Origin of the sequence: Lysobacter auxotrophicus (genome assembly GCF_027924565.1) — a bacterium.
Taxonomy (GTDB): Bacteria; Pseudomonadota; Gammaproteobacteria; order Xanthomonadales; family Xanthomonadaceae; genus Lysobacter_J; species Lysobacter_J auxotrophicus.
On the sequence record NZ_AP027041.1, the window covers coordinates 2,293,252 to 2,310,409 of the forward strand.

General features: G+C 67.5%; 16 protein-coding genes. 9 read left to right on the plus strand and 7 right to left on the minus strand.

Annotated elements, in window-relative coordinates; all coding sequences use genetic code 11:
* Positions 1-133: 133 nt before the first annotated feature.
* From LA521A_RS10190 to LA521A_RS10205, 4 genes are all read right to left on the minus strand, one after another.
* Complete coding sequence (locus LA521A_RS10190) at positions 134-829, minus strand: hypothetical protein (RefSeq protein ID WP_281778806.1); 696 nt, start codon at positions 827-829, stop codon at positions 134-136.
* Between the two features lie 96 nt (positions 830-925).
* The gene (gene lolA / locus LA521A_RS10195) at positions 926-1,552 is read right to left on the minus strand and encodes an outer membrane lipoprotein periplasmic chaperone LolA (RefSeq protein ID WP_281778807.1); all 627 of its coding nucleotides are present in this window, start codon (positions 1,550-1,552) and stop codon (positions 926-928) included.
* A 92-nt stretch (positions 1,553-1,644) separates the two neighbouring features.
* The gene (locus tag LA521A_RS10200; protein ID WP_281782071.1) at positions 1,645-4,005 is read right to left on the minus strand and encodes a DNA translocase FtsK; all 2,361 of its coding nucleotides are present in this window, start codon (positions 4,003-4,005) and stop codon (positions 1,645-1,647) included.
* A 262-nt stretch (positions 4,006-4,267) separates the two neighbouring features.
* Entirely contained in the window at positions 4,268-5,338 is a 1,071-nt protein-coding gene (locus tag LA521A_RS10205) for an alanine dehydrogenase (RefSeq protein WP_281778808.1), read from the minus strand.
* Positions 5,339-5,623: 285 nt separating this feature from the next.
* On the opposite strand from LA521A_RS10205, the gene trxB reads away from it, so the two are divergent.
* The 5 genes from trxB to LA521A_RS10230 all read left to right on the plus strand — a co-directional run bounded on the left by trxB (position 5,624) and on the right by LA521A_RS10230 (position 10,352).
* Positions 5,624-6,577 carry a thioredoxin-disulfide reductase gene (trxB, locus tag LA521A_RS10210; RefSeq protein WP_281778809.1) on the plus strand — a complete coding sequence of 318 codons (954 nt, stop codon included), beginning with the start codon at positions 5,624-5,626 and terminating at the stop codon, positions 6,575-6,577.
* 52 nt (positions 6,578-6,629) lie between these two features.
* Positions 6,630-7,787, plus strand: a complete 1,158-nt coding sequence (locus LA521A_RS10215) for a GNAT family N-acetyltransferase (protein ID WP_281778810.1) — start codon at positions 6,630-6,632, stop codon at positions 7,785-7,787.
* Positions 7,784-8,530, plus strand: a complete 747-nt coding sequence (aat, locus tag LA521A_RS10220) for a leucyl/phenylalanyl-tRNA--protein transferase (RefSeq protein WP_281778811.1) — start codon at positions 7,784-7,786, stop codon at positions 8,528-8,530. The genes LA521A_RS10215 and aat overlap by 4 nt, the downstream gene beginning before the upstream one ends.
* Positions 8,531-8,653: 123 nt before the next feature.
* A complete protein-coding gene (infA, locus tag LA521A_RS10225; protein WP_031372296.1) occupies positions 8,654-8,872 on the plus strand; it encodes a translation initiation factor IF-1 in 219 nt (72 codons plus the stop codon).
* Between the two features lie 148 nt (positions 8,873-9,020).
* Positions 9,021-10,352, plus strand: a complete 1,332-nt coding sequence (locus tag LA521A_RS10230; protein ID WP_281778812.1) for an aminotransferase class V-fold PLP-dependent enzyme — start codon at positions 9,021-9,023, stop codon at positions 10,350-10,352.
* A 64-nt stretch (positions 10,353-10,416) separates the two neighbouring features.
* Here LA521A_RS10230 and clpA read toward each other — a convergent pair whose 3' ends face one another.
* A complete protein-coding gene (clpA, locus tag LA521A_RS10235) occupies positions 10,417-12,702 on the minus strand; it encodes an ATP-dependent Clp protease ATP-binding subunit ClpA (RefSeq protein ID WP_281778813.1) in 2,286 nt (761 codons plus the stop codon).
* A gap of 138 nt (positions 12,703-12,840) precedes the next feature.
* A complete protein-coding gene (clpS, locus tag LA521A_RS10240) occupies positions 12,841-13,161 on the minus strand; it encodes an ATP-dependent Clp protease adapter ClpS (protein WP_115841517.1) in 321 nt (106 codons plus the stop codon).
* A gap of 153 nt (positions 13,162-13,314) precedes the next feature.
* On the opposite strand from clpS, the gene LA521A_RS10245 reads away from it, so the two are divergent.
* Genes LA521A_RS10245 through hflD form a run of 4 tightly spaced genes read left to right on the plus strand, consistent with a single transcriptional unit; the run spans position 13,315 to position 16,109 of the window.
* Complete coding sequence (locus LA521A_RS10245) at positions 13,315-13,815, plus strand: YbjN domain-containing protein (RefSeq protein WP_281778814.1); 501 nt, start codon at positions 13,315-13,317, stop codon at positions 13,813-13,815.
* Positions 13,815-14,294 carry an NUDIX hydrolase gene (locus tag LA521A_RS10250; RefSeq protein ID WP_281778815.1) on the plus strand — a complete coding sequence of 160 codons (480 nt, stop codon included), beginning with the start codon at positions 13,815-13,817 and terminating at the stop codon, positions 14,292-14,294. Before LA521A_RS10245 ends, LA521A_RS10250 begins: the two co-directional genes overlap by 1 nt.
* 25 nt (positions 14,295-14,319) lie before the next feature.
* The gene (gene mnmA / locus LA521A_RS10255; RefSeq protein ID WP_281778816.1) at positions 14,320-15,492 is read left to right on the plus strand and encodes a tRNA 2-thiouridine(34) synthase MnmA; all 1,173 of its coding nucleotides are present in this window, start codon (positions 14,320-14,322) and stop codon (positions 15,490-15,492) included.
* 14 nt (positions 15,493-15,506) lie between these two features.
* The gene (gene hflD / locus LA521A_RS10260; RefSeq protein WP_281782072.1) at positions 15,507-16,109 is read left to right on the plus strand and encodes a high frequency lysogenization protein HflD; all 603 of its coding nucleotides are present in this window, start codon (positions 15,507-15,509) and stop codon (positions 16,107-16,109) included.
* Between the two features lie 523 nt (positions 16,110-16,632).
* On the opposite strand, the gene LA521A_RS10265 is transcribed toward hflD, so the two are convergent.
* Positions 16,633-17,088, minus strand: coding sequence for a hypothetical protein (locus LA521A_RS10265; protein ID WP_281778817.1), 456 nt, complete (start codon positions 17,086-17,088; stop codon positions 16,633-16,635).
* Positions 17,089-17,158: the final 70 nt, after the last annotated feature.

A 17,158-nucleotide genomic window follows, 5' to 3' on the forward strand; every position in this document is an offset into this window, starting at 1 on the left:
AGGGCGGATGAGGGGCAACGCAGGCGCACGATTCGTCTTCGCAGTGCGGTCATGCACTGCCATTCTTGTCGTGCCGCTTCGTTGCCCCTCACCCCAACCCCTCTCCCGTGGGGAGAGGGGCTTGAAAGCCCGCTTATGGAGACGGAGCAAGCGACGCCGTCTGCGCCGCTTCCGGCCCCAACTGATACTCCATCTGCAACCACGCGCCATCGCGTCGGTCGTACAGCGCATGGACGCGCACTTCGCTGCTGCCATCGCGTCCGAAATCCGCGAGCCCCCGCGCTTCCATGCCGAGGTAATGGCTGGCCATCTCGACGGTCTCGACGCGGTCGAGCTGCATGCGCACCGACGTCATACCGAGTTCGCGCTGCAAGGTGTCGGCCATGCGGTCTTCCAGCTGGGTGAGCGCCAGGCTGTCGTTGGGAATGAGCCGGCCGTCGCCACCGATGCCGACCTCCAGCTCTGGCCAGCCCGCCTGGCCGAGAAAATCGTCGTAGCGGCTCGCGAAGCGAAACCCGATCCACCCCGTCTCGCCGGCGAAGCGCATGCCGCCCTCACCGCGGATGAGCCGCTGCTGCGCATCCAGCGGCTGCGCGTGCAGATCGTCGAACTTCGCCTCCACCGCACGCCCGCCGAAGCGTTCCGAGAGCGCCGCCACGACGGTGCCGGCGATCGCCTTCTCCAATGCGGCGCGATCCATCGCGCGCGACGCGGACGCGGGCGGCAGCGCGCGCGTGGTCGCGGGGATGGTCGCGACGGGCTCGTTCGACAGGGCCGGCGCGGACCACACGCACAGGCCGATCAGCAGCAGCGAAAGACGACGGACCACGTGGCGCTCCGGCGGCCGGCGGATCCGGCCCTGCCTTCACCAGAAACGCAAAGGCCTGCCGAAGCAGGCCTTGGTTGCGATGCCGCCAGCGCGCGCTTACTCGCCGCCGATCACGTCCACGCCCTTGGGCGGCGTGTAGCGGAAGGTGTCCGCGCCGAAAGCGGGATTGCGCTTCCAATTGGTGAATTCGATCTCGGTCCGCTGGCCGAGGTTGTCGACCACCTGCATTTTCACCAGGCCGCTGCCGCCGAAGCCCAGTCGGGCGCTGCGGAAGGCCGCGTCGGCCTCGCGTCGGGGCGCGAGCGACAGCCATTCCAGACCCTTGTCCATGCCCAGTTCCTTCACCACGAACTGCGCGTCCAGCTTGGCCGGGTCGATCAGCGCGGCGAGCGGGCTGTTCTGCTCCTCGACGCCCTGCGGGCGAACGGTGGCCTGCTGCAGGTCCGGATCGAACACCCACACCTTCTTGCCGTCGGCGACGATGAGCTGCGGATACGGCTTCACGTACTGCCAGCGGAACAGGCGCGGCGCCGACAGCGCGAGCGTGCCGGTCGAGGTTTCCTTCAACTTGCCCTGCGGGTCGAAGACCTGCTGGCTGAACTCGCCGCTCAGGCCCTTCATGCCCTTGGTGAACGTGTTGAGGTCGTCGCGCGCGCCGGCCAGGGCCGGCGACGAGGCCAGCGCGAGCGCCAGCACGGCACCCAGGAAACGTACTGCACGCATGCGAAAACTCCGGATATCCACGTGTTGCCGGCGAGTGTGCCGGCGGTTGTCTGAACAGGCCTGCACGCCGCGGCACGTCGCCGCGGCGGGGTTCATTTCGGCGGCGGCGGCGCCAGCACCGAACGGTCGCCGTTGTGCTCCGGCGGGGTCACGACGCCAGCGGCTTCCATCGCCTCGATCAGGCGCGCGGCGCGGTTGTAGCCGATCTTCAGGCGACGCTGCACGCCGGAGATCGACGCGCGGCGGGTCTCGGTGACGATGCGGACGGCTTCGTCGTACAGCGGATCGGACTCGTCGCCGCCACCGCCGCCGGTCTCCGGCAGGCCCGTTGCGCCGACGACCACGCCGTCGCCCATCGTCTGCACTTCGTCCAGCACGCCTTCGATGTAATCCGGGCCGCCGCCGACCTGCTTGAGGTGCTCGACGACGCGATGCACTTCGTCGTCCGACACGAACGCACCGTGCACGCGCTCCGGCATGGCGGTGCCGGGCGGCAGGTACAGCATGTCGCCGTGGCCGAGCAGCGTTTCCGCACCGGACTGGTCGAGGATGGTGCGCGAGTCGATCTTGCTCGACACCTGGAACGCGATGCGCGTCGGGATGTTCGCCTTGATCAGGCCGGTGATGACGTCCACCGACGGTCGCTGCGTGGCGAGGATCAGGTGGATGCCGGCGGCGCGCGCCTTCTGCGCGAGGCGCGCGATGAGCTCTTCGACCTTCTTGCCGACGATCATCATCATGTCGGCGAATTCGTCGATGAAGATGACGATGAACGGCAGCGTTTCCAGCGGGCGCGGCGTCTCGCCGAGTTCGGCGTTCGGCTTGAACAGCGGATCCATCATCGGCTGGCCGGCCTCGATGGCGTCCCTCACCTTCTTGTTGAAGCCGGCGAGGTTTCGCACGCCGACGGCCGACATCAGCTTGTAGCGGCGCTCCATCTCGGCCACGCACCAGCGCAGGCCGTTGGCCGCTTCCTTCATGTCGGTGACGACCGGCGCCAGCAGGTGCGGGATGCCCTGGTAGACCGAGAGCTCCAGCATCTTCGGGTCGATCATCAGCATCCGCAGGTCCTTCGCGGACGCCTTGTACAGCAGCGACAGCACCATCGCGTTGACCGCGACGGACTTGCCCGAACCGGTCGTACCGGCGACCAGCAGGTGCGGCATGCGCGCCAGGTCGGCGACGGTCGGGCGGCCCGCGATGTCCTTGCCCAGCGCGAGCGTGAGCGGGCTGGTCGACTTGTCGTATTCCTTCGAGCGCAGCAGCTCGGACAGGAAGATCATCTCGCGCGAGGTGTTCGGCGTTTCCAGGCCGATCACCGACTTGCCGGGAATCACGTCCACCACGCGCACCGACTTCACCGACAGGCCGCGCGCGATGTCCTTGTCGAGCGAGGAAATCTGGCTGACCTTCACGCCTGGCGCGGGCTCGATCTCGAACCGCGTAATGACCGGGCCCGGGTACGCGCCGACGACCTGCGCGTCGATGCGGAAGTCCTTGAGCTTGAATTCGATCTGGCGCGAGAGGGTTTCCAGCGTCTGCTCGTCGTAACCCTTCGGCTGCGGCTTGGGATCGTCGAGCAGCGCCAGCGGCGGAATGCCCGAGCCGTCGCCGGTGTGGAACAACGGGATCTGCGTCTCGCGCTTGGCGCGTTCGCTCTTCTCCACGACCGCGGCGGCCGGCGGCGGCGGTTCGATCTTGACCGGCGCACGCTTGGCGCGCAGTTCGGTATCGACCTTGCGCGCTTCCTCGCGCTCCTCGCGCAGCGCGCGCGTCTGCTGCCACTCGGTGGCCTGTTTCTCGCCCTTGCGGAACAGGGTGCTCGCGGTCGGACCGAAGGCCAGCACCCACTGGCCGATCTTGTCCATCACCGCGAACCACGACAGCCCCGTCGCCAGCGTCACCGACACCAGCAACAACGCGAGCAGGAACAGATTGCCGCCCACCGGGCCGAAGCCGCTGTAGAGCGATTTGCCGACAAGCTGGCCGAGGATGCCGCCCGCGCGGGCGGAAAACGCTTCGGCGTGGCCGACGCGCAGTTCGAGCAGGCCCGTGGCCGCCACGAGGAAACCGACGATGCCGACCAGTCGCAACGCCGGGCCGAAGTCCGCGTCGCCATCGCCGTCGCTGTCCATGCCGAACAGCGCGATCCATGCGATCGCGCCAAGCATGATCGGAAGCAGGAACGCGACGTAGCCGCACAGGTACAGCAGCACGTCCGCGGTCCATGCGCCGACGCGGCCGCCGACGTTGTGCAGCGGCGCGGTCACGCTGCCGGAGTGCGACCAGCCCGGGTCCTGCGGAGAGAACGTCACCAGGCTCGCCAGCAGGTACAGCAGCAGCGGCGCGATCAGGATCAGCGCGATGTCGCGCACCAGCCGCTGCCGTCGCGGCGACGGCGGCAACTTTTCGGCCTTGAGCTTCTTTCGACTGGCTGCGGACGCTTGCGCCACCGTGATGTACTGCCTCAACAGGAGATCGTTAGTTATTGAATATACGCGAAAAGCCGCGAATCGCGATTGGGGAATCGGGAATCGGCGAGGCCTCGGCCATTCAGGCTTTGGCTGTCCCTCCCACCATCCCGTCCCGAATGCCTCTTCCCCAAAACGATAATAGCCCGGGGCGACTGAGCGCCCCGGGCTATCGATTGTAGGTCGGCGGCGAACCGGTTGGCCGAGCGTTGCTCGACGATTCCCGATTCCCGGTTCCCGGCCTTTAGACCTTCATGTCCTGCAGCGCCGGATGGACGATCTTGCCGCCCTCGACGTTGATGCCGCGCACCAGTGCCTGGTTGCTGCGCCATTCGCTGCCCGAGGCCAGCTTGTTGACCCACGGCAGGATCGCCGCGCAGATCGCCTGCGAGCTGGTCTGCGGCACGGCGCCCGGCATGTTGGTCACGCAGAAGTGGGTGACGCCCTCTTCCGCGTAGGTCGGCTCCTTCCAGGTGGTCGGACGCGAGGTCTCGAAGCAGCCGCCCTGGTCGATGGAGATGTCGACCAGCACGCTGCCCGCTTCCATGCCCTTGAGCATTTCGCGGTTCAGCACGTGCGGCGCCTTGGCGCCGGTGACCAGCACCGCGCCGACGACGAGGTCGGCGGACGCGACTTCACGCGCGACGACGTCCGCGTACGGGTACAGCGCGGTGACGTTGTTGCCCAGGCGCATCATTTCGTCCATGCGGTCCTGGCGCATTTCGAACACGACGACGTTCGAGCCACCGGCCGCCGCCAGCTGCGCCGACGCGCTGCCCGCCTTGCCCGCGCCGAACACGACGACCTTGCCGCGCTCGGTCGACGGCAGGCCGCCCAGCAGCTTGCCCTTGCCGCCCTGCGGCTGGTGCAGCAGGTGCGTGCCGACCTGCACGGCGATCTTGCCGGCGATGACCGACATCGGCGCCAGCAGCGGCAGGTCGCCGTTGGGCAGCTCGACGGTCTCGAACGCGACGCCGGTCAGGCCGATGTCGAGCAGTTCGCGCGTCAGCTTGGGCTCGGCTGCCAGGTGCAGGTAGCAGAACAGCAGGTGATCGCGGCGCAGGTGCGACAGGTCGCCGGCGATCGGCTCCTTCACCTTCACGATCAGCTCGCCCTTCTCGTACAGCGCGGCCGCGTCGGGCGCGATCTTCACGCCGAGCTGCGTGTACTGCTCGTCCTTGAAGCCCGACTTGATGCCGGCATCCTTTTCGATCCAGACCTCGTGGCCGCGCTTGACCAGGTCGCCGGCCGCGGCCGGAACGAGCGCGACGCGCCCTTCGAGGGTCTTGGTTTCCTTGGGAACGCCGATCCGCATGTCTCTTACCTTCGATCGTTGAAAAGCCGCGCGGTGTGCGCGGCTCGTGGGGGGATGGGGTGACGAAAAAAACGCCGCATCGGCGGCGCGCGTGCCTATTGTCGTCTGTCGCCTCGCCTGCCTCACGGCGCAGTGCAACATTGCGTCACGCGGCCGGGCCGGTTCAGCGCCTTGTGTTAGGGGGACCGCGCCGCCAAGCTATGACTCCTACGTTCCGTTGCACACGCCTGCGTATGGCGGAACCCACCGCGCGCAGCGCACTTCACACAGCACGCAATTATACCCATGAGCCCATCGAAGCACTCCAAAGTCATCATCCTCGGCTCCGGCCCGGCCGGCTGGACGGCCGCCGTGTATGCGGCGCGCGCGAACCTGAAGCCGCTGGTGATCACCGGCCTGCAGATGGGCGGGCAGCTGATGACGACGACCGAAGTCGACAACTGGCCGGGCGACGCGCACGGCCTGATGGGCCCGGACCTGATGGCGCGCATGCAGGCGCATGCCGAACGCTTCGACACCGAGGTCGTGTTCGACCACGTCCACACCGTGGACACCTCCTCGCGTCCGTTCCGCCTGGTCGGCGATAGCGGCGAATACACCTGCGATGCGCTGATCATCGCCACCGGCGCCACCGCGAAGTACCTCGGCCTGCCGTCTGAGGAACTGTTCAAGGGCCGCGGCGTGTCCGCCTGTGCGACCTGCGACGGCTTCTTCTACAAGGAACAGGACGTCGCGGTCATCGGCGGCGGCAACACCGCGGTGGAGGAAGCGCTGTACCTGTCGAACATCGCGCGCAAGGTCTACCTCGTGCACCGCCGCGACACGCTGCGCGCCGAGAAGATCATGCAGGACAAGCTGTTCGCGAAGATCCAGGCCGGCAAGATCGAGCCGGTGTGGCACCACCAGGTCGATGAAGTGCTCGGCAACGATGCGGGCGTGACCGGCGTTCGCGTGAAGTCCGTGCAGGACGGCAGCACGCGCGACATCGCGATCCACGGCCTGTTCGTCGCCATCGGCCACACGCCGAACACCTCGCTGTTCGAAGGCCAGCTGGAAATGAAGAACGGCTACCTGGTCATCAAGACGGGACTGGACGGCAATGCGACTCAGACGTCGGTGCCGGGCGTGTTCGCCGCGGGCGACGTCGCCGACCAGGTGTATCGCCAGGCGATCACCTCGGCCGGCTTCGGCTGCATGGCGGCGCTGGACGCCGAGAAGTTCCTCGACAAGGAAATCTGAGGAACGCATCAGGGTGACGCGGCTTGCCGCGTCGCCCGCGTCACGAAGCCCGATGTCGACCGCCCGCATCCTCGACTCGCTCGCGCAGGTTCCGGCCTCGCAGTGGGACGGGCTGCACGACGGACGCAACCCCTTCGTGGCGCGTGCCTTCCTGCTGGGGCTCGAAGCGCACGGCTGCCTGCGCGAGCGCTGGGGCTGGCGGCCCCAGCACCTCACGCTGTGGGAGGGCGATGAACTCATCGCGGCGGCGCCGGCGTACCTGAAGGACAACTCGCACGGCGAGTTCGTGTTCGACCACGCCTGGGCGCACGCTTACGCACGTGCCGGCCTCGACTACTTTCCGAAGTGGCTCTGCGCAGTGCCCTATTCGCCCGTCACCGGGCCCCGGCTACTGGCGAAAACACCGGAACGTCGCCGCAAGCTAGTGGACACCATGACCGCGTTGTGTGCCGGAAACGAGTTGTCGTCCGTGCACGTCAACTTCCACACGGACGCGGAAGACGCCGACTTCCCGGACGACTGGTTACCGCGCGTCGACGTGCAGTACCACTGGCGCAATGACCGCGGCTGGCGCGCGTTCGACGACTATCTAGCCGCGTTCGACCACAAGCACCGGAAGAACATCCGGCAGGAACGCGCGAAGGTCGCGCGTGCGGGCGTGGCATTCCGCGTCGTCGACGGCACGCAGGCGACCGCGGACGACCTCTCCGCGATGCACGACTTCTACCTGCAGACCTTCGCCGAATACGGCAACCATCCGGCGATCACGCTGGAGTTCCTGCAGCACCTCGCGCGCGAGATGCCGACGTCGCTGGTCATCATGCTGGCGATGCGCGACCGGGCGCCGATCGCCGGCGCCCTGTGCCTGCGCGGCGGGGACACGCTGTACGGCCGCTACTGGGGCGCGATGGAAACCGTGCCCGGCCTGCACTTCGAGACCTGCTACTACCAGGGCATCGAGTACTGCCTGCGCGAAGGCCTCACCCGTTTCGAACCCGGCGCGCAGGGCGAACACAAACTGGCGCGGGGTTTCCTGCCGACGATCGTGCGCAGCCGGCACTGGATCGCGCACCCGCAGTTCCGCGACGCGCTGCGCGAGTGGTGCTCGCAGGAAGCCGAATCCATCCGCGCCTACGCTCGCACGCTCTGCGCGCACTCGCCCTTCAAGGCGACCGACGCCGGCCACGATGCGCCATCATCGCCGCCGTGAGCACCCTGCCCGCCCTGCTGTCGCCCGACCCCGACGCGCCGTTCCCGCCCGTCGATCGGGCGCTGCGCCAGCCGGACGGACTGCTCGCGGTCGGCGGCGATCTCACGCCGGCGCGGCTTCTCAATGCGTATCGGCACGGCATCTTTCCGTGGTACTCGCAGGGGCAGCCGATCCTGTGGTGGAGCCCCGATCCGCGCACGATGTTCGCCACCGACGGCGTGCGCCTCGGGTCGAAGTTCCGCCGGGGCCTGCGTCGCTCGACATGGACCGTGCGTGCCGACACCGCATTCGCGCAGGTCATTCGCGCCTGCGCCGAGATCCCCCGTCCCGGCCAGCGCGGCACTTGGATCACCCCCGAGATGCGCGCCGCCTACGAGCGCATGCATGAACTCGGCCATGCGCATTCGTTCGAGGTGTTCGAAGGCGACCGGCTGGTCGGCGGCATCTACGGCATGGCGGCCGGCCGGATGTTCTTCGGCGAGAGCATGTTCAGCGCGGTCTCGGGCGGGTCGAAGGTCGCCCTGGCGGCGCTGGCCTTCCATCTGCGGCGATGGGGCTTCCCGCTGATCGATGCGCAGGTCGAGAACGACCACCTCCTCAGCCTGGGTGCGAAGCTGTGGCCGCGGCCGCGATTCCTGGCCGCTGTCGCCGAACTGACCGCGCAGCCCGGTATCGTGGGGGCCTGGACGGATCGCATCGGCGACTGGCCGGCGACCGCGCTGGCGGACGTAAATCGCCCCTGACGAGGCCGCTTCGCCCGATCCTTAACCGATTTTTTGCACGAACGCCACCGGCATGGCAAAATGCGGGGCTTCGTTGCCGCTCCGCTCCCGGACCGGCGCCACGACACACATTCCAGGAAGCACATGGCAAAAGACGACGTGATCGAATTCGAGGGCACGGTGGCGGAAACCCTTCCGAACACCATGTTCCGGGTGCGCCTCGAAAACGGGCACGAGATCATTGCCCACATCTCCGGCCGCATGCGGAAGAACTACATCCGCATCCTGACCGGCGACAAGGTGAAGGTCGAAATGACCCCGTACGACCTGACCAAGGGTCGCATCACCTACCGCATGAAGTGACGTTCTTGCGAATTCGCTTCAGGTAAACCCGGCAAGTGCTTGAACAGAAAGCGGCCTCTGGCCGCTTTCTTCGTTTCCGGGTGACCGCGCGCCGCCCGTGATCGCGTTGTCCCGAAGGACCGGCTACCGGTCGCCGCAGGGTGCCGCCATGCCGAGCCGACGTGCCTTCCTCGCCGCGCAGGGCGTGCTGTTCGCCACTGCGGCCGCGCCCACCGGACTGCTTGCCGCGCTCGCGGCCAACACGCCCCCGATGCCCCGACTGGACGACTGGGAATTGGTGCGCGCGCTGTTCCGCCTCGACCCGGCCTGGCTGCACTTCTCCGGCTTCTATATCGCCTCGCATCCCGAACCGGTCCGCCAGGCGATCGAGGCGTTCCGGGTCGCCCTCGACGCCAATCCGCTGCTCACCGTCGAGCACGGGATGTTCGGCACCGACGAGCAGAGCCTGGAGGGGAAGGTCCGCGAGGCGGCCGCGCCTTACCTGGGCGGGCGCGCCGAAGACATCGCGCTGACCGGCAGCACCACGATGGGCCTGGCACTGGTCTACCACGGCCTGCAGCTGCAGCCGGGCGACGAGATCCTCACCACCGTGCACGACCACGTCGTCCACCACGAGGCGATCCGGCTGTCGGCGCAGCGCAATGGCGCGAGCGTGCGGAAGATCCGCCTGTTCGAGCGATCGTCCGACGCGACGGTCGACGGCATCGTTGCGGCAGTACGCAGCGGCATCGGGCCGAAGACGCGCATCCTCGGCATCACCTGGGTGCAATCCAGCACGGGGCTGCGCGCACCGGTCCGGGCGATCGCCGATGCGGTGGCGGAGATCAACGCCACGCGCAGCGAGGACCAGCGGGTGCGGATCGTGCTCGACGGCGTGCATGGCTTCGGCAGCGTGGATGCGGCGGCGGCGGAACTCGGCGCCGATTACTTCTGCGCCGGCACGCACAAGTGGATCCTCGGCCCGCGCGGCACCGGGCTGGTGTGGGCATCGGCGGAGAACTGGGCACGACTGCGCCCGACCATCCCGTCCTTCTCGGACCTGGAACTCTATGAAGCGTGGAAGGACGGCCGCCCGCCGCGCGGACCAAACAACGCAGCGCGCGTCACGCCCGGCGGCTTCCACGCCTACGAACACCACTGGGCGCTGGCGAGCGCGTTCGAGCTGCAGCGGCAACTGCAGCGGCCGCGCGTTGCCGGCCGGATCGCCGAACTCAACGGCCGGATCAAGGACGGATTGGCCGGCATCCCCGGCCTCACGCTGCACACGCCACGCGATCCCGCACTCTCGGCGGGAATCTGCTGTTTCGAACTCAAGGGAAAGACCCCCGACCAGATCGTCGCCGGCCTGCTGGCCCGCAAGGTGCTGGCGAGCAGCAGTCCGTATGCGGTGAGCTATGCGCGGCTTTCGGGCGGACTCATGAACACGCCCGACCAGGTCGACCAGGCATTGGCCGCCCTTCGCGAGGTGGCGAAGGGGTGAGCCGGAAAACGAGAACGCCGGGCGATTTGCGCCGCCCGGCGTTTCTAAGATCACGATTCGGCGATCAGACCGTCGCGGGCAGGAGCTTCTCCGGCTCGGCCTGCGCGGTGACGACCAGCTCGTCGTCCTTGACGTCGATGCTGACCTTGCCGCCGTTGACCAGCTTGCCGAACAGCAGCTCGTCGGCCAGCGGGCGCTTGATCTTGTCCTGGATGACGCGCGACATCGGGCGCGCACCCATCAGCGGATCGAAGCCGTGCGATGCCAGCCAGTCGCGCGCGGTCGGCGTCGCCGACAGCGAGACGTCCTTCTCGTGCAGCTGGGTTTCCAGCTCGATCAGGAACTTGTCCACCACGCGCAGGATGTGGTCAAAGCCCAGCGGCTGGAACTGCACGACCGCGTCCAGGCGGTTGCGGAATTCCGGCGTGAAGCTGCGGCGGATCACTTCCATCGCATCGGTCGAGTGGTCCTGACGGGTGAAACCGATGGTACGGCGCGATGCCTGCGCGGCACCGGCGTTGGTCGTCATCACCAGGATCACGTTCTTGAAGTTCGCCTCGCGACCGTTGGTGTCGGTGAGGATGCCGCGATCCATGACCTGCAACAGGATGTTGAAGATGTCCGGATGCGCCTTCTCCACCTCGTCCAGCAGCAGCACGCAGTGCGGCGTCTTGACGATCTTCTCCGTCAGCAGGCCGCCCTGGTCGAAGCCGACGTAACCCGGAGGCGCGCCGATCAGGCGGCTCACCGAATGCGGCTCCATGTACTCGGACATGTCGAAGCGGACCAGTTCGATGCCCAACTGCAGTGCGAGCTGCTTGGTCACCTCGGTCTTGCCCACGCCGGTCGGGCCGGCGAACAGGAAGTTGCCGATCGGCTTGTCCGGATTGCCCAGGCCCGAGCGGGCGAGCTTGATCGCCGAGGTCAGCGTGTCGATCGCCGGGTCCTGCCCGAAGATCACCATCTTCAGGTTGCGCTCGAGGTTCTTGAGCACGTCCTTGTCCGACGCGGACACCTGCTTGGTCGGGATGCGCGCCATCTTGGCGACGATCGTCTCGATCTCTTCCACATCGATCAGCGTCTTGCGCACGTCGTCGGCGAGCAGGCGCTGGCGGGCGCCGGCCTCGTCGATCACGTCGATGGCCTTGTCGGGCAGCAGGCGGTCGCCGATATGCTTGACCGACAGGTCCACGGCCGCCTGCAGCGCGTCGTCGGCGTAGGTCACGCCGTGGTGCGCTTCGTACTTGGGCTTGAGGCCCTGCAGGATTTCATACGCTTCGCCCACCGTCGGCTCGACGATGTCGATCTTCTGGAAGCGACGCGCCAGCGCACGATCCTTCTCGAAGATGCCGCGGTATTCCTGGAACGTGGTCGAGCCGATGCAGCGCAGCTCACCCGACGCGAGCGCGGGCTTGATCAGGTTGGACGCATCCATCGTGCCGCCGCTCGCCGAACCCGCACCGATGATGGTGTGGATCTCGTCGATGAAGAGCACGGCTTCGGGCAGCTTCTTCAGCTGCGTCAGCACGGCCTTCAGGCGCTTCTCGAAGTCGCCGCGATACTTGGTGCCGGCGACCAGCGCCCCGAGGTCGAGCGAATAGATGGTCGCGTCCATGAGCACGTCGGGCACGTCGCCGTCGACGATGCGCTTGGCGAGGCCTTCGGCGATCGCGGTCTTGCCCACGCCGGCTTCGCCGACGTAGAGCGGATTGTTCTTGCGACGGCGGCAGAGCACCTGGATGGTGCGCTCGACTTCGTCCGCGCGGCCGACCAGCGGGTCGATCTTGCCGTCGCGCGCGAGCTGGTTGAGGTTCACCGCGAACTCGGCCAGGGCGTCGCCCTTGCCTTCGCCCTCGCCGCCTTCGCCGCCCGGCGATTCGCCGTCTTCCTGCGAACGGGTCGGCTCCTGGCCGCCGCCGTGCTTGGCGATGCCGTGCGAGATGTAGTTGACGACGTCCAGGCGCGCGACGTCCTGCTGGTTGAGGAAGTAGACCGCGTGGCTGTCCTTTTCGCCGAAGATCGCCACCAGCACGTTGGCGCCGGTCACTTCCTTCTTGCCGCTGGACTGCACGTGGTAGACCGCGCGCTGCAACACGCGCTGGAAGCCCAGCGTCGGCTGCGTGTCGCGATCGACGTCTTCGGGCAGCACCGACACCGAGGTGGCGATGGCCTGCTCCAGGTCGGTGCGCAGGCGCTGGAAATCCACGCCGCACGCCTTGAGCACGCTTTCGGCCGATGGGTTGTCGAGCAGTGCCAGCAGCAGGTGTTCGACCGTCATGTACTCGTGACGCGCCTCGCGGGCGCGCTTGTAGCACTGGCCGATGCTGTATTCGAGATCCTTGCTGAACATGGTGGCGTAAGCCTCCGGAAAGCTACTGCCGTCCTAGATGGGGACGCGCATGGGGAATTCCATGCTCGCTAGACCTTGGGACCCGGCGGCGGGACCGGGGTTCCGCCCTTATCGCTCAGGACGTACTGAGGAGGACTTTTAGGCCTTTTCCATCGTGCACAGCAAGGGATGTTGGTTGAGTCTTGAAAATTCGTTCACCTGCGCCACTTTCGATTCTGCGACCTCGCGGGTGAAAACGCCGCAGACGCCACGGCCACGGGTATGCACGTGGAGCATGATCTGGGTCGCCTTTTCGGCGTTCATCGCGAAAAAACGCATGAGAACCTCGACGACGAAGTCCATGGGCGTGTAGTCGTCGTTCAGCAGCAGGACGGAATACAGCGGCGGGCGGGCGATTTCCGGCTTCCCCGTCTCCACCAGGACGCCATGCTGATGCTCGTGTTCGGTCTGTTTGGCCATGGCGGGATTATAGGCCGGGGGCGATGGCGGATCGCCGCGCTGCGTGGACGCCCGAGCCCGCCGGCCGGCACAATGCCCGGATTCGGGATGAAGAACGCGGCAAAACGCGGGACTTCATCCCATTACCCTCGTGTTCTCTTCAAGGAAGGTTGCATGCGACTTCACGCTCTCGCCGTCGTCCTGGTGTCGCTTTGCGTGCCGCTTCCGGGGCTCGCCGCCGATACGGCGTCCACGCGTGAAACGGACCGTTCCGCCGATCCTGCCATCGCGCGGCAGCTCGACAGCCTGAAGTACCAGTACGAGGTCGACGACGACGGCGACTACAAGCTCGCCTTCGACATGGACGAGGGGCGCTCGCAACTGGCGTTCGTGATCTCCGCCGTGGAAAGTTTCGGCGAAATGAAAGTACGCGAGGTCTGGGCGCCGGCGTATCGCGCCACGGGCGGCGAGTTCCCCGCCCAGGTCGCCAACCGCCTGCTGGAGGACAGCCATTCGAGCAAGCTCGGCGCCTGGGTCAAGCAGGGCGACATGGCGGTGTTCGTGGTGAAGCTGGCCGCCGATGCCACCCCGCGCCAGCTCGACGACGCGCTCGACTTCGTGCTGCGCACCGCCGACCAGATGGAGCTGGAACTGACCGGCAAGGACGAGTTCTGATGACCTACCGTCAGGGCCGCTTCTGGCAACCCGACGTGACCGTCGCCACCGTGGTGGTCGATGGCGGCCGCTTGCTGATGGTCGAGGAAACCGTCGGCGGGCAGCTCGTTCTCAACCAGCCTGCGGGTCACCTGGAACCGGACGAGACGCTGATCGAAGCCGCCCTGCGCGAAACGCGCGAGGAAACCGGCTGGGACGTGCGCCTGACCGCGTTCGTCGGCGCGTACCAGTGGAAGGCGCCGGTCAATCCCGACGGCAGCGGCGGCCGGCATTACCTGCGCTTCGCCTTCGCGGCCGAACCGGTTGCGCATGACCCCACGCGCACGCTCGATGAAGGCATCGTCCGCGCGCTGTGGATGACGCCCAGCGAACTGCAGGCCGCGCACTCGCGCCATCGCAGCCCGCTGGTGTGGCGCGTGGCGGCCGACTTCCTCGGCGGCCAGCGCCATCCGCTGGAAATCACCCAGCACCTGGCATGAGCAGACACCACCCGATACGAGCCGCATGAACACCACACCGCGCACCATCGTCGGCATGTCCGGAGGCGTCGATTCCTCCGTCGCCGCGCTGCGCCTGCGCGATGAGGGCGAGCCGGTCGCCGGGTTGTTCATGCAGAACTGGGCCGATGACGATGCGCAGGACAGCGCGAGTGCCGCTGAAGGCAGGAGGCCGAAAGCGGCCGGGACGGGCGATTGCCGCGCCGAGGACGATCGCCGCGATGCGGTGGCCGTCAGCGGGCGCCTCGGCATTCCGATCCACTTCCGCGATTTCTCCGGCGAATACTGGAAGGGCGTGTTCGAGCACTTCCTCGCCGAATACGCCGCCGGCCGCACGCCGAACCCCGACGTGCTGTGCAATCGCGAGATCAAGTTCAAATACTTCCTCGACGCGGCACGCGCGCTGGGCGCGGAGTTCATCGCCACCGGCCATTACGCGCGTGTCGAACGACGCGGCGATCGCCACCTGCTGCTGCGAGCGGTGGATCGCAGCAAGGACCAGAGCTATTTCCTGCACCAGCTCGGACAGGCGCAACTGGCGGCGACGAAGTTCCCGCTCGGCGAACTGCTCAAACGCGACGTGCGGCAGATGGCGCTGGACGCCGGGTTGCCGACCGCGGCGAAGAAGGACTCCACCGGCATCTGCTTCATCGGCGAACGCGATTTCCGCGAGTTCCTCGGCCGCTACCTGCCCGCGCGCGAGGGCGAGATGCGCACGCCCGACGGCCACGTGATCGGCCGCCATCCGGGGGTGTTCTATTTCACGCTGGGGCAGCGCGAAGGCCTGAACATCGGCGGCGTGCGCGGTTTCGAAGCCGCGCCGTGGTACGTCGTCGGCAAGGACGTCGCACAGAACGTGCTGTACGTCGACCAGGGCGCCGACAGCCTGTGGCTGCAGTCGCACAGGCTGTGGTCGGAAGTGGCGCACTGGATCGCCGGGAGCCCGCCGGCATCGCGCTTGGAATGCACCGCGCAGACGCGTTACCGCCAGGCCGACGAGGCCTGCGAGGTCGAGGTCCGCGACGACGGTACGCTGGCGGTGCGATTCGCGCGCGCGCAGCGGGCGGTCACGCCGGGACAGTCCCTGGTGCTATACGACGGCGAGGTCTGCCTGGGCGGCGCGGTGATCGCCGCCACGGACGCGCCCCTCGAACAACGATTGAAGGCTCGAGCTGCATGACCCAGAACACGTCGATGTCCACGCGCGTCCTCGCCCTCGCCGGCCTCGTGCAGGCCCTGGCCCAGGTTCGGCGCGTGGCGGACACCGGTCAGGCCAACGCGGCCATCCTTGCCACCGCGATGGAATCGGTGTTCCGCATCGATGCCCCCTCGCCGACCGCCGTCTACGGCGACGTGGAGGCGTTGCGCCCGGGCCTGACGCTGCTGCGCGACTACTTCGGCAGCTCGCAGCGCGACGAGCAGCTGCCCCGGCTGGTGCTCGCCGTGATGCAGCTGGAACGACGCTTCGTGCGCGACGACGACATGGGCCAACGCGTGCAGGCGGGCATCCGCGCGCAGGCCGGGAACGCCGAGCGGATGGGGCCCACGCATCCGGACGTCATGGCCGCGCTGGGTTCGCTGTATGCCGAAACGCTGAGCCACCTGCGCCCGCGCGTGCTCGTGCAGGGCAACCCGCACTACCTCGGGCAGGCGACGGTGGTGTCGGAAGTGCGCGCGATCCTGCTCGCGGCCGTGCGTTCGGCCGTGCTGTGGCGCCAGTGCGGCGGCAGCCTCTGGGACTTCCTGCTGCGCCGACGCGACCTGCTGGCCGCCGTGCGCGAGCATCTGGAAGGCTGAGCTTTCGCTTGGTCCCGCGGTCGCGGTCAGCCCGCGACCGATCCCATCGCCACCGCCCACCAGACCGCGGCCCCCAATGCCGCGAGTATCGTCCAGCGCATTGCCTGCTCCACCCGGTCCGACCGGGCTGGCTTGTCCGTCTTCATGTCGCATCCCCCTGCGTGCCGCCTATGAGATAGCGGCACAGGACGCAAGTCCTTGACTGTTGTCACGCAGTGGATCGGCGCGGGCGGCCAGAAGTCGCGGTTTGTTCGAGGATTGCGATGGAGGGCGCAATTGGTGGGCTGCGTTCGGTGCGCGCTGTCTTCTTCGGCCGGCGCTGCGTTCATGCGTGCAGCCTTCCCTTGGCGCCCTCGTCGTGCTTCGCGATACGTTCGACTCCGTGGCCGTCATCCCGGCGAAGGCCGGGACCCAGGCTGTTTGCGCTCGGGCACGCCCCGCTTCTGCGAACGGCTTCCCCCATTCCAGCCAAAGCTGGAATCCCGCTTGCTCTTCGTTCTGGCGATGCGCCTCAAAGCCAACGTCAAAATGGGTTCCAGCGTTCGCTGGAATGACGGTGAGGTGGTTCGACTGGGTCGGAGTGCCCAGGCGTTGTCGGCTGGGTCCCGGCCTTCGCCGGGATGACGGTGAGGTGGTTCGACTTGGTCGGGAGTGCCCAGACGTTGTCGGCCTGGGTCCCGGCGTTCGCCGGGATGACGGTCAGGTGGTTCGACTTGGTTGGGGGTGCCCAGGCGTTGTCGGCCTGGGTCCCGGCCTTCGGGATGACGGTGAGGTGGTTCGACTTGGTCAGGAGTGCCCGGGCGTTGTCGGCTTGGGTCCCGGCCTTCGCCGGGATGACGGCGAGGTGGTTCGACTTGGTCGGGAGTGCCCGGGCGTTGTCGGACTGAGTCCGGGCCTTCGCCGGGATGACGGTGACGATTGCCGGGACGAGAGGAAAGGATTGCGGCGCGCAAGCGCACCAGCGAACGTTCAACACCAAGCACGGGCACCATCAGGCCAAGGCTCAAGCGCCGCCCAAACAAAAACCCCGGCCGGAGCCGGGGTTTTCA

Excerpts from the sequence above, each read along its gene's own strand:
- LA521A_RS10250 (WP_281778815.1), top strand. The coding sequence starts at position 13,815 with ATGACCTACCGTCAGGGCCGCTTCTGGCAACCCGACGTGACCGTCGCC.
- trxB (WP_281778809.1), top strand. The coding sequence starts at position 5,624 with ATGAGCCCATCGAAGCACTCCAAAGTCATCATCCTCGGCTCCGGCCCG.
- LA521A_RS10245 (WP_281778814.1), top strand. The coding sequence starts at position 13,315 with ATGCGACTTCACGCTCTCGCCGTCGTCCTGGTGTCGCTTTGCGTGCCG.
- infA (WP_031372296.1), top strand. The coding sequence starts at position 8,654 with ATGGCAAAAGACGACGTGATCGAATTCGAGGGCACGGTGGCGGAAACC.
- clpS (WP_115841517.1), bottom strand. The coding sequence starts at position 13,161 with ATGGCCAAACAGACCGAACACGAGCATCAGCATGGCGTCCTGGTGGAG.
- LA521A_RS10205 (WP_281778808.1), bottom strand. The coding sequence starts at position 5,338 with ATGCGGATCGGCGTTCCCAAGGAAACCAAGACCCTCGAAGGGCGCGTC.
- mnmA (WP_281778816.1), top strand. The coding sequence starts at position 14,320 with ATGAACACCACACCGCGCACCATCGTCGGCATGTCCGGAGGCGTCGAT.
- hflD (WP_281782072.1), top strand. The coding sequence starts at position 15,507 with ATGTCCACGCGCGTCCTCGCCCTCGCCGGCCTCGTGCAGGCCCTGGCC.
- LA521A_RS10230 (WP_281778812.1), top strand. The coding sequence starts at position 9,021 with ATGCCGAGCCGACGTGCCTTCCTCGCCGCGCAGGGCGTGCTGTTCGCC.
- lolA (WP_281778807.1), bottom strand. The coding sequence starts at position 1,552 with ATGCGTGCAGTACGTTTCCTGGGTGCCGTGCTGGCGCTCGCGCTGGCC.
- LA521A_RS10215 (WP_281778810.1), top strand. The coding sequence starts at position 6,630 with ATGTCGACCGCCCGCATCCTCGACTCGCTCGCGCAGGTTCCGGCCTCG.
- clpA (WP_281778813.1), bottom strand. The coding sequence starts at position 12,702 with ATGTTCAGCAAGGATCTCGAATACAGCATCGGCCAGTGCTACAAGCGC.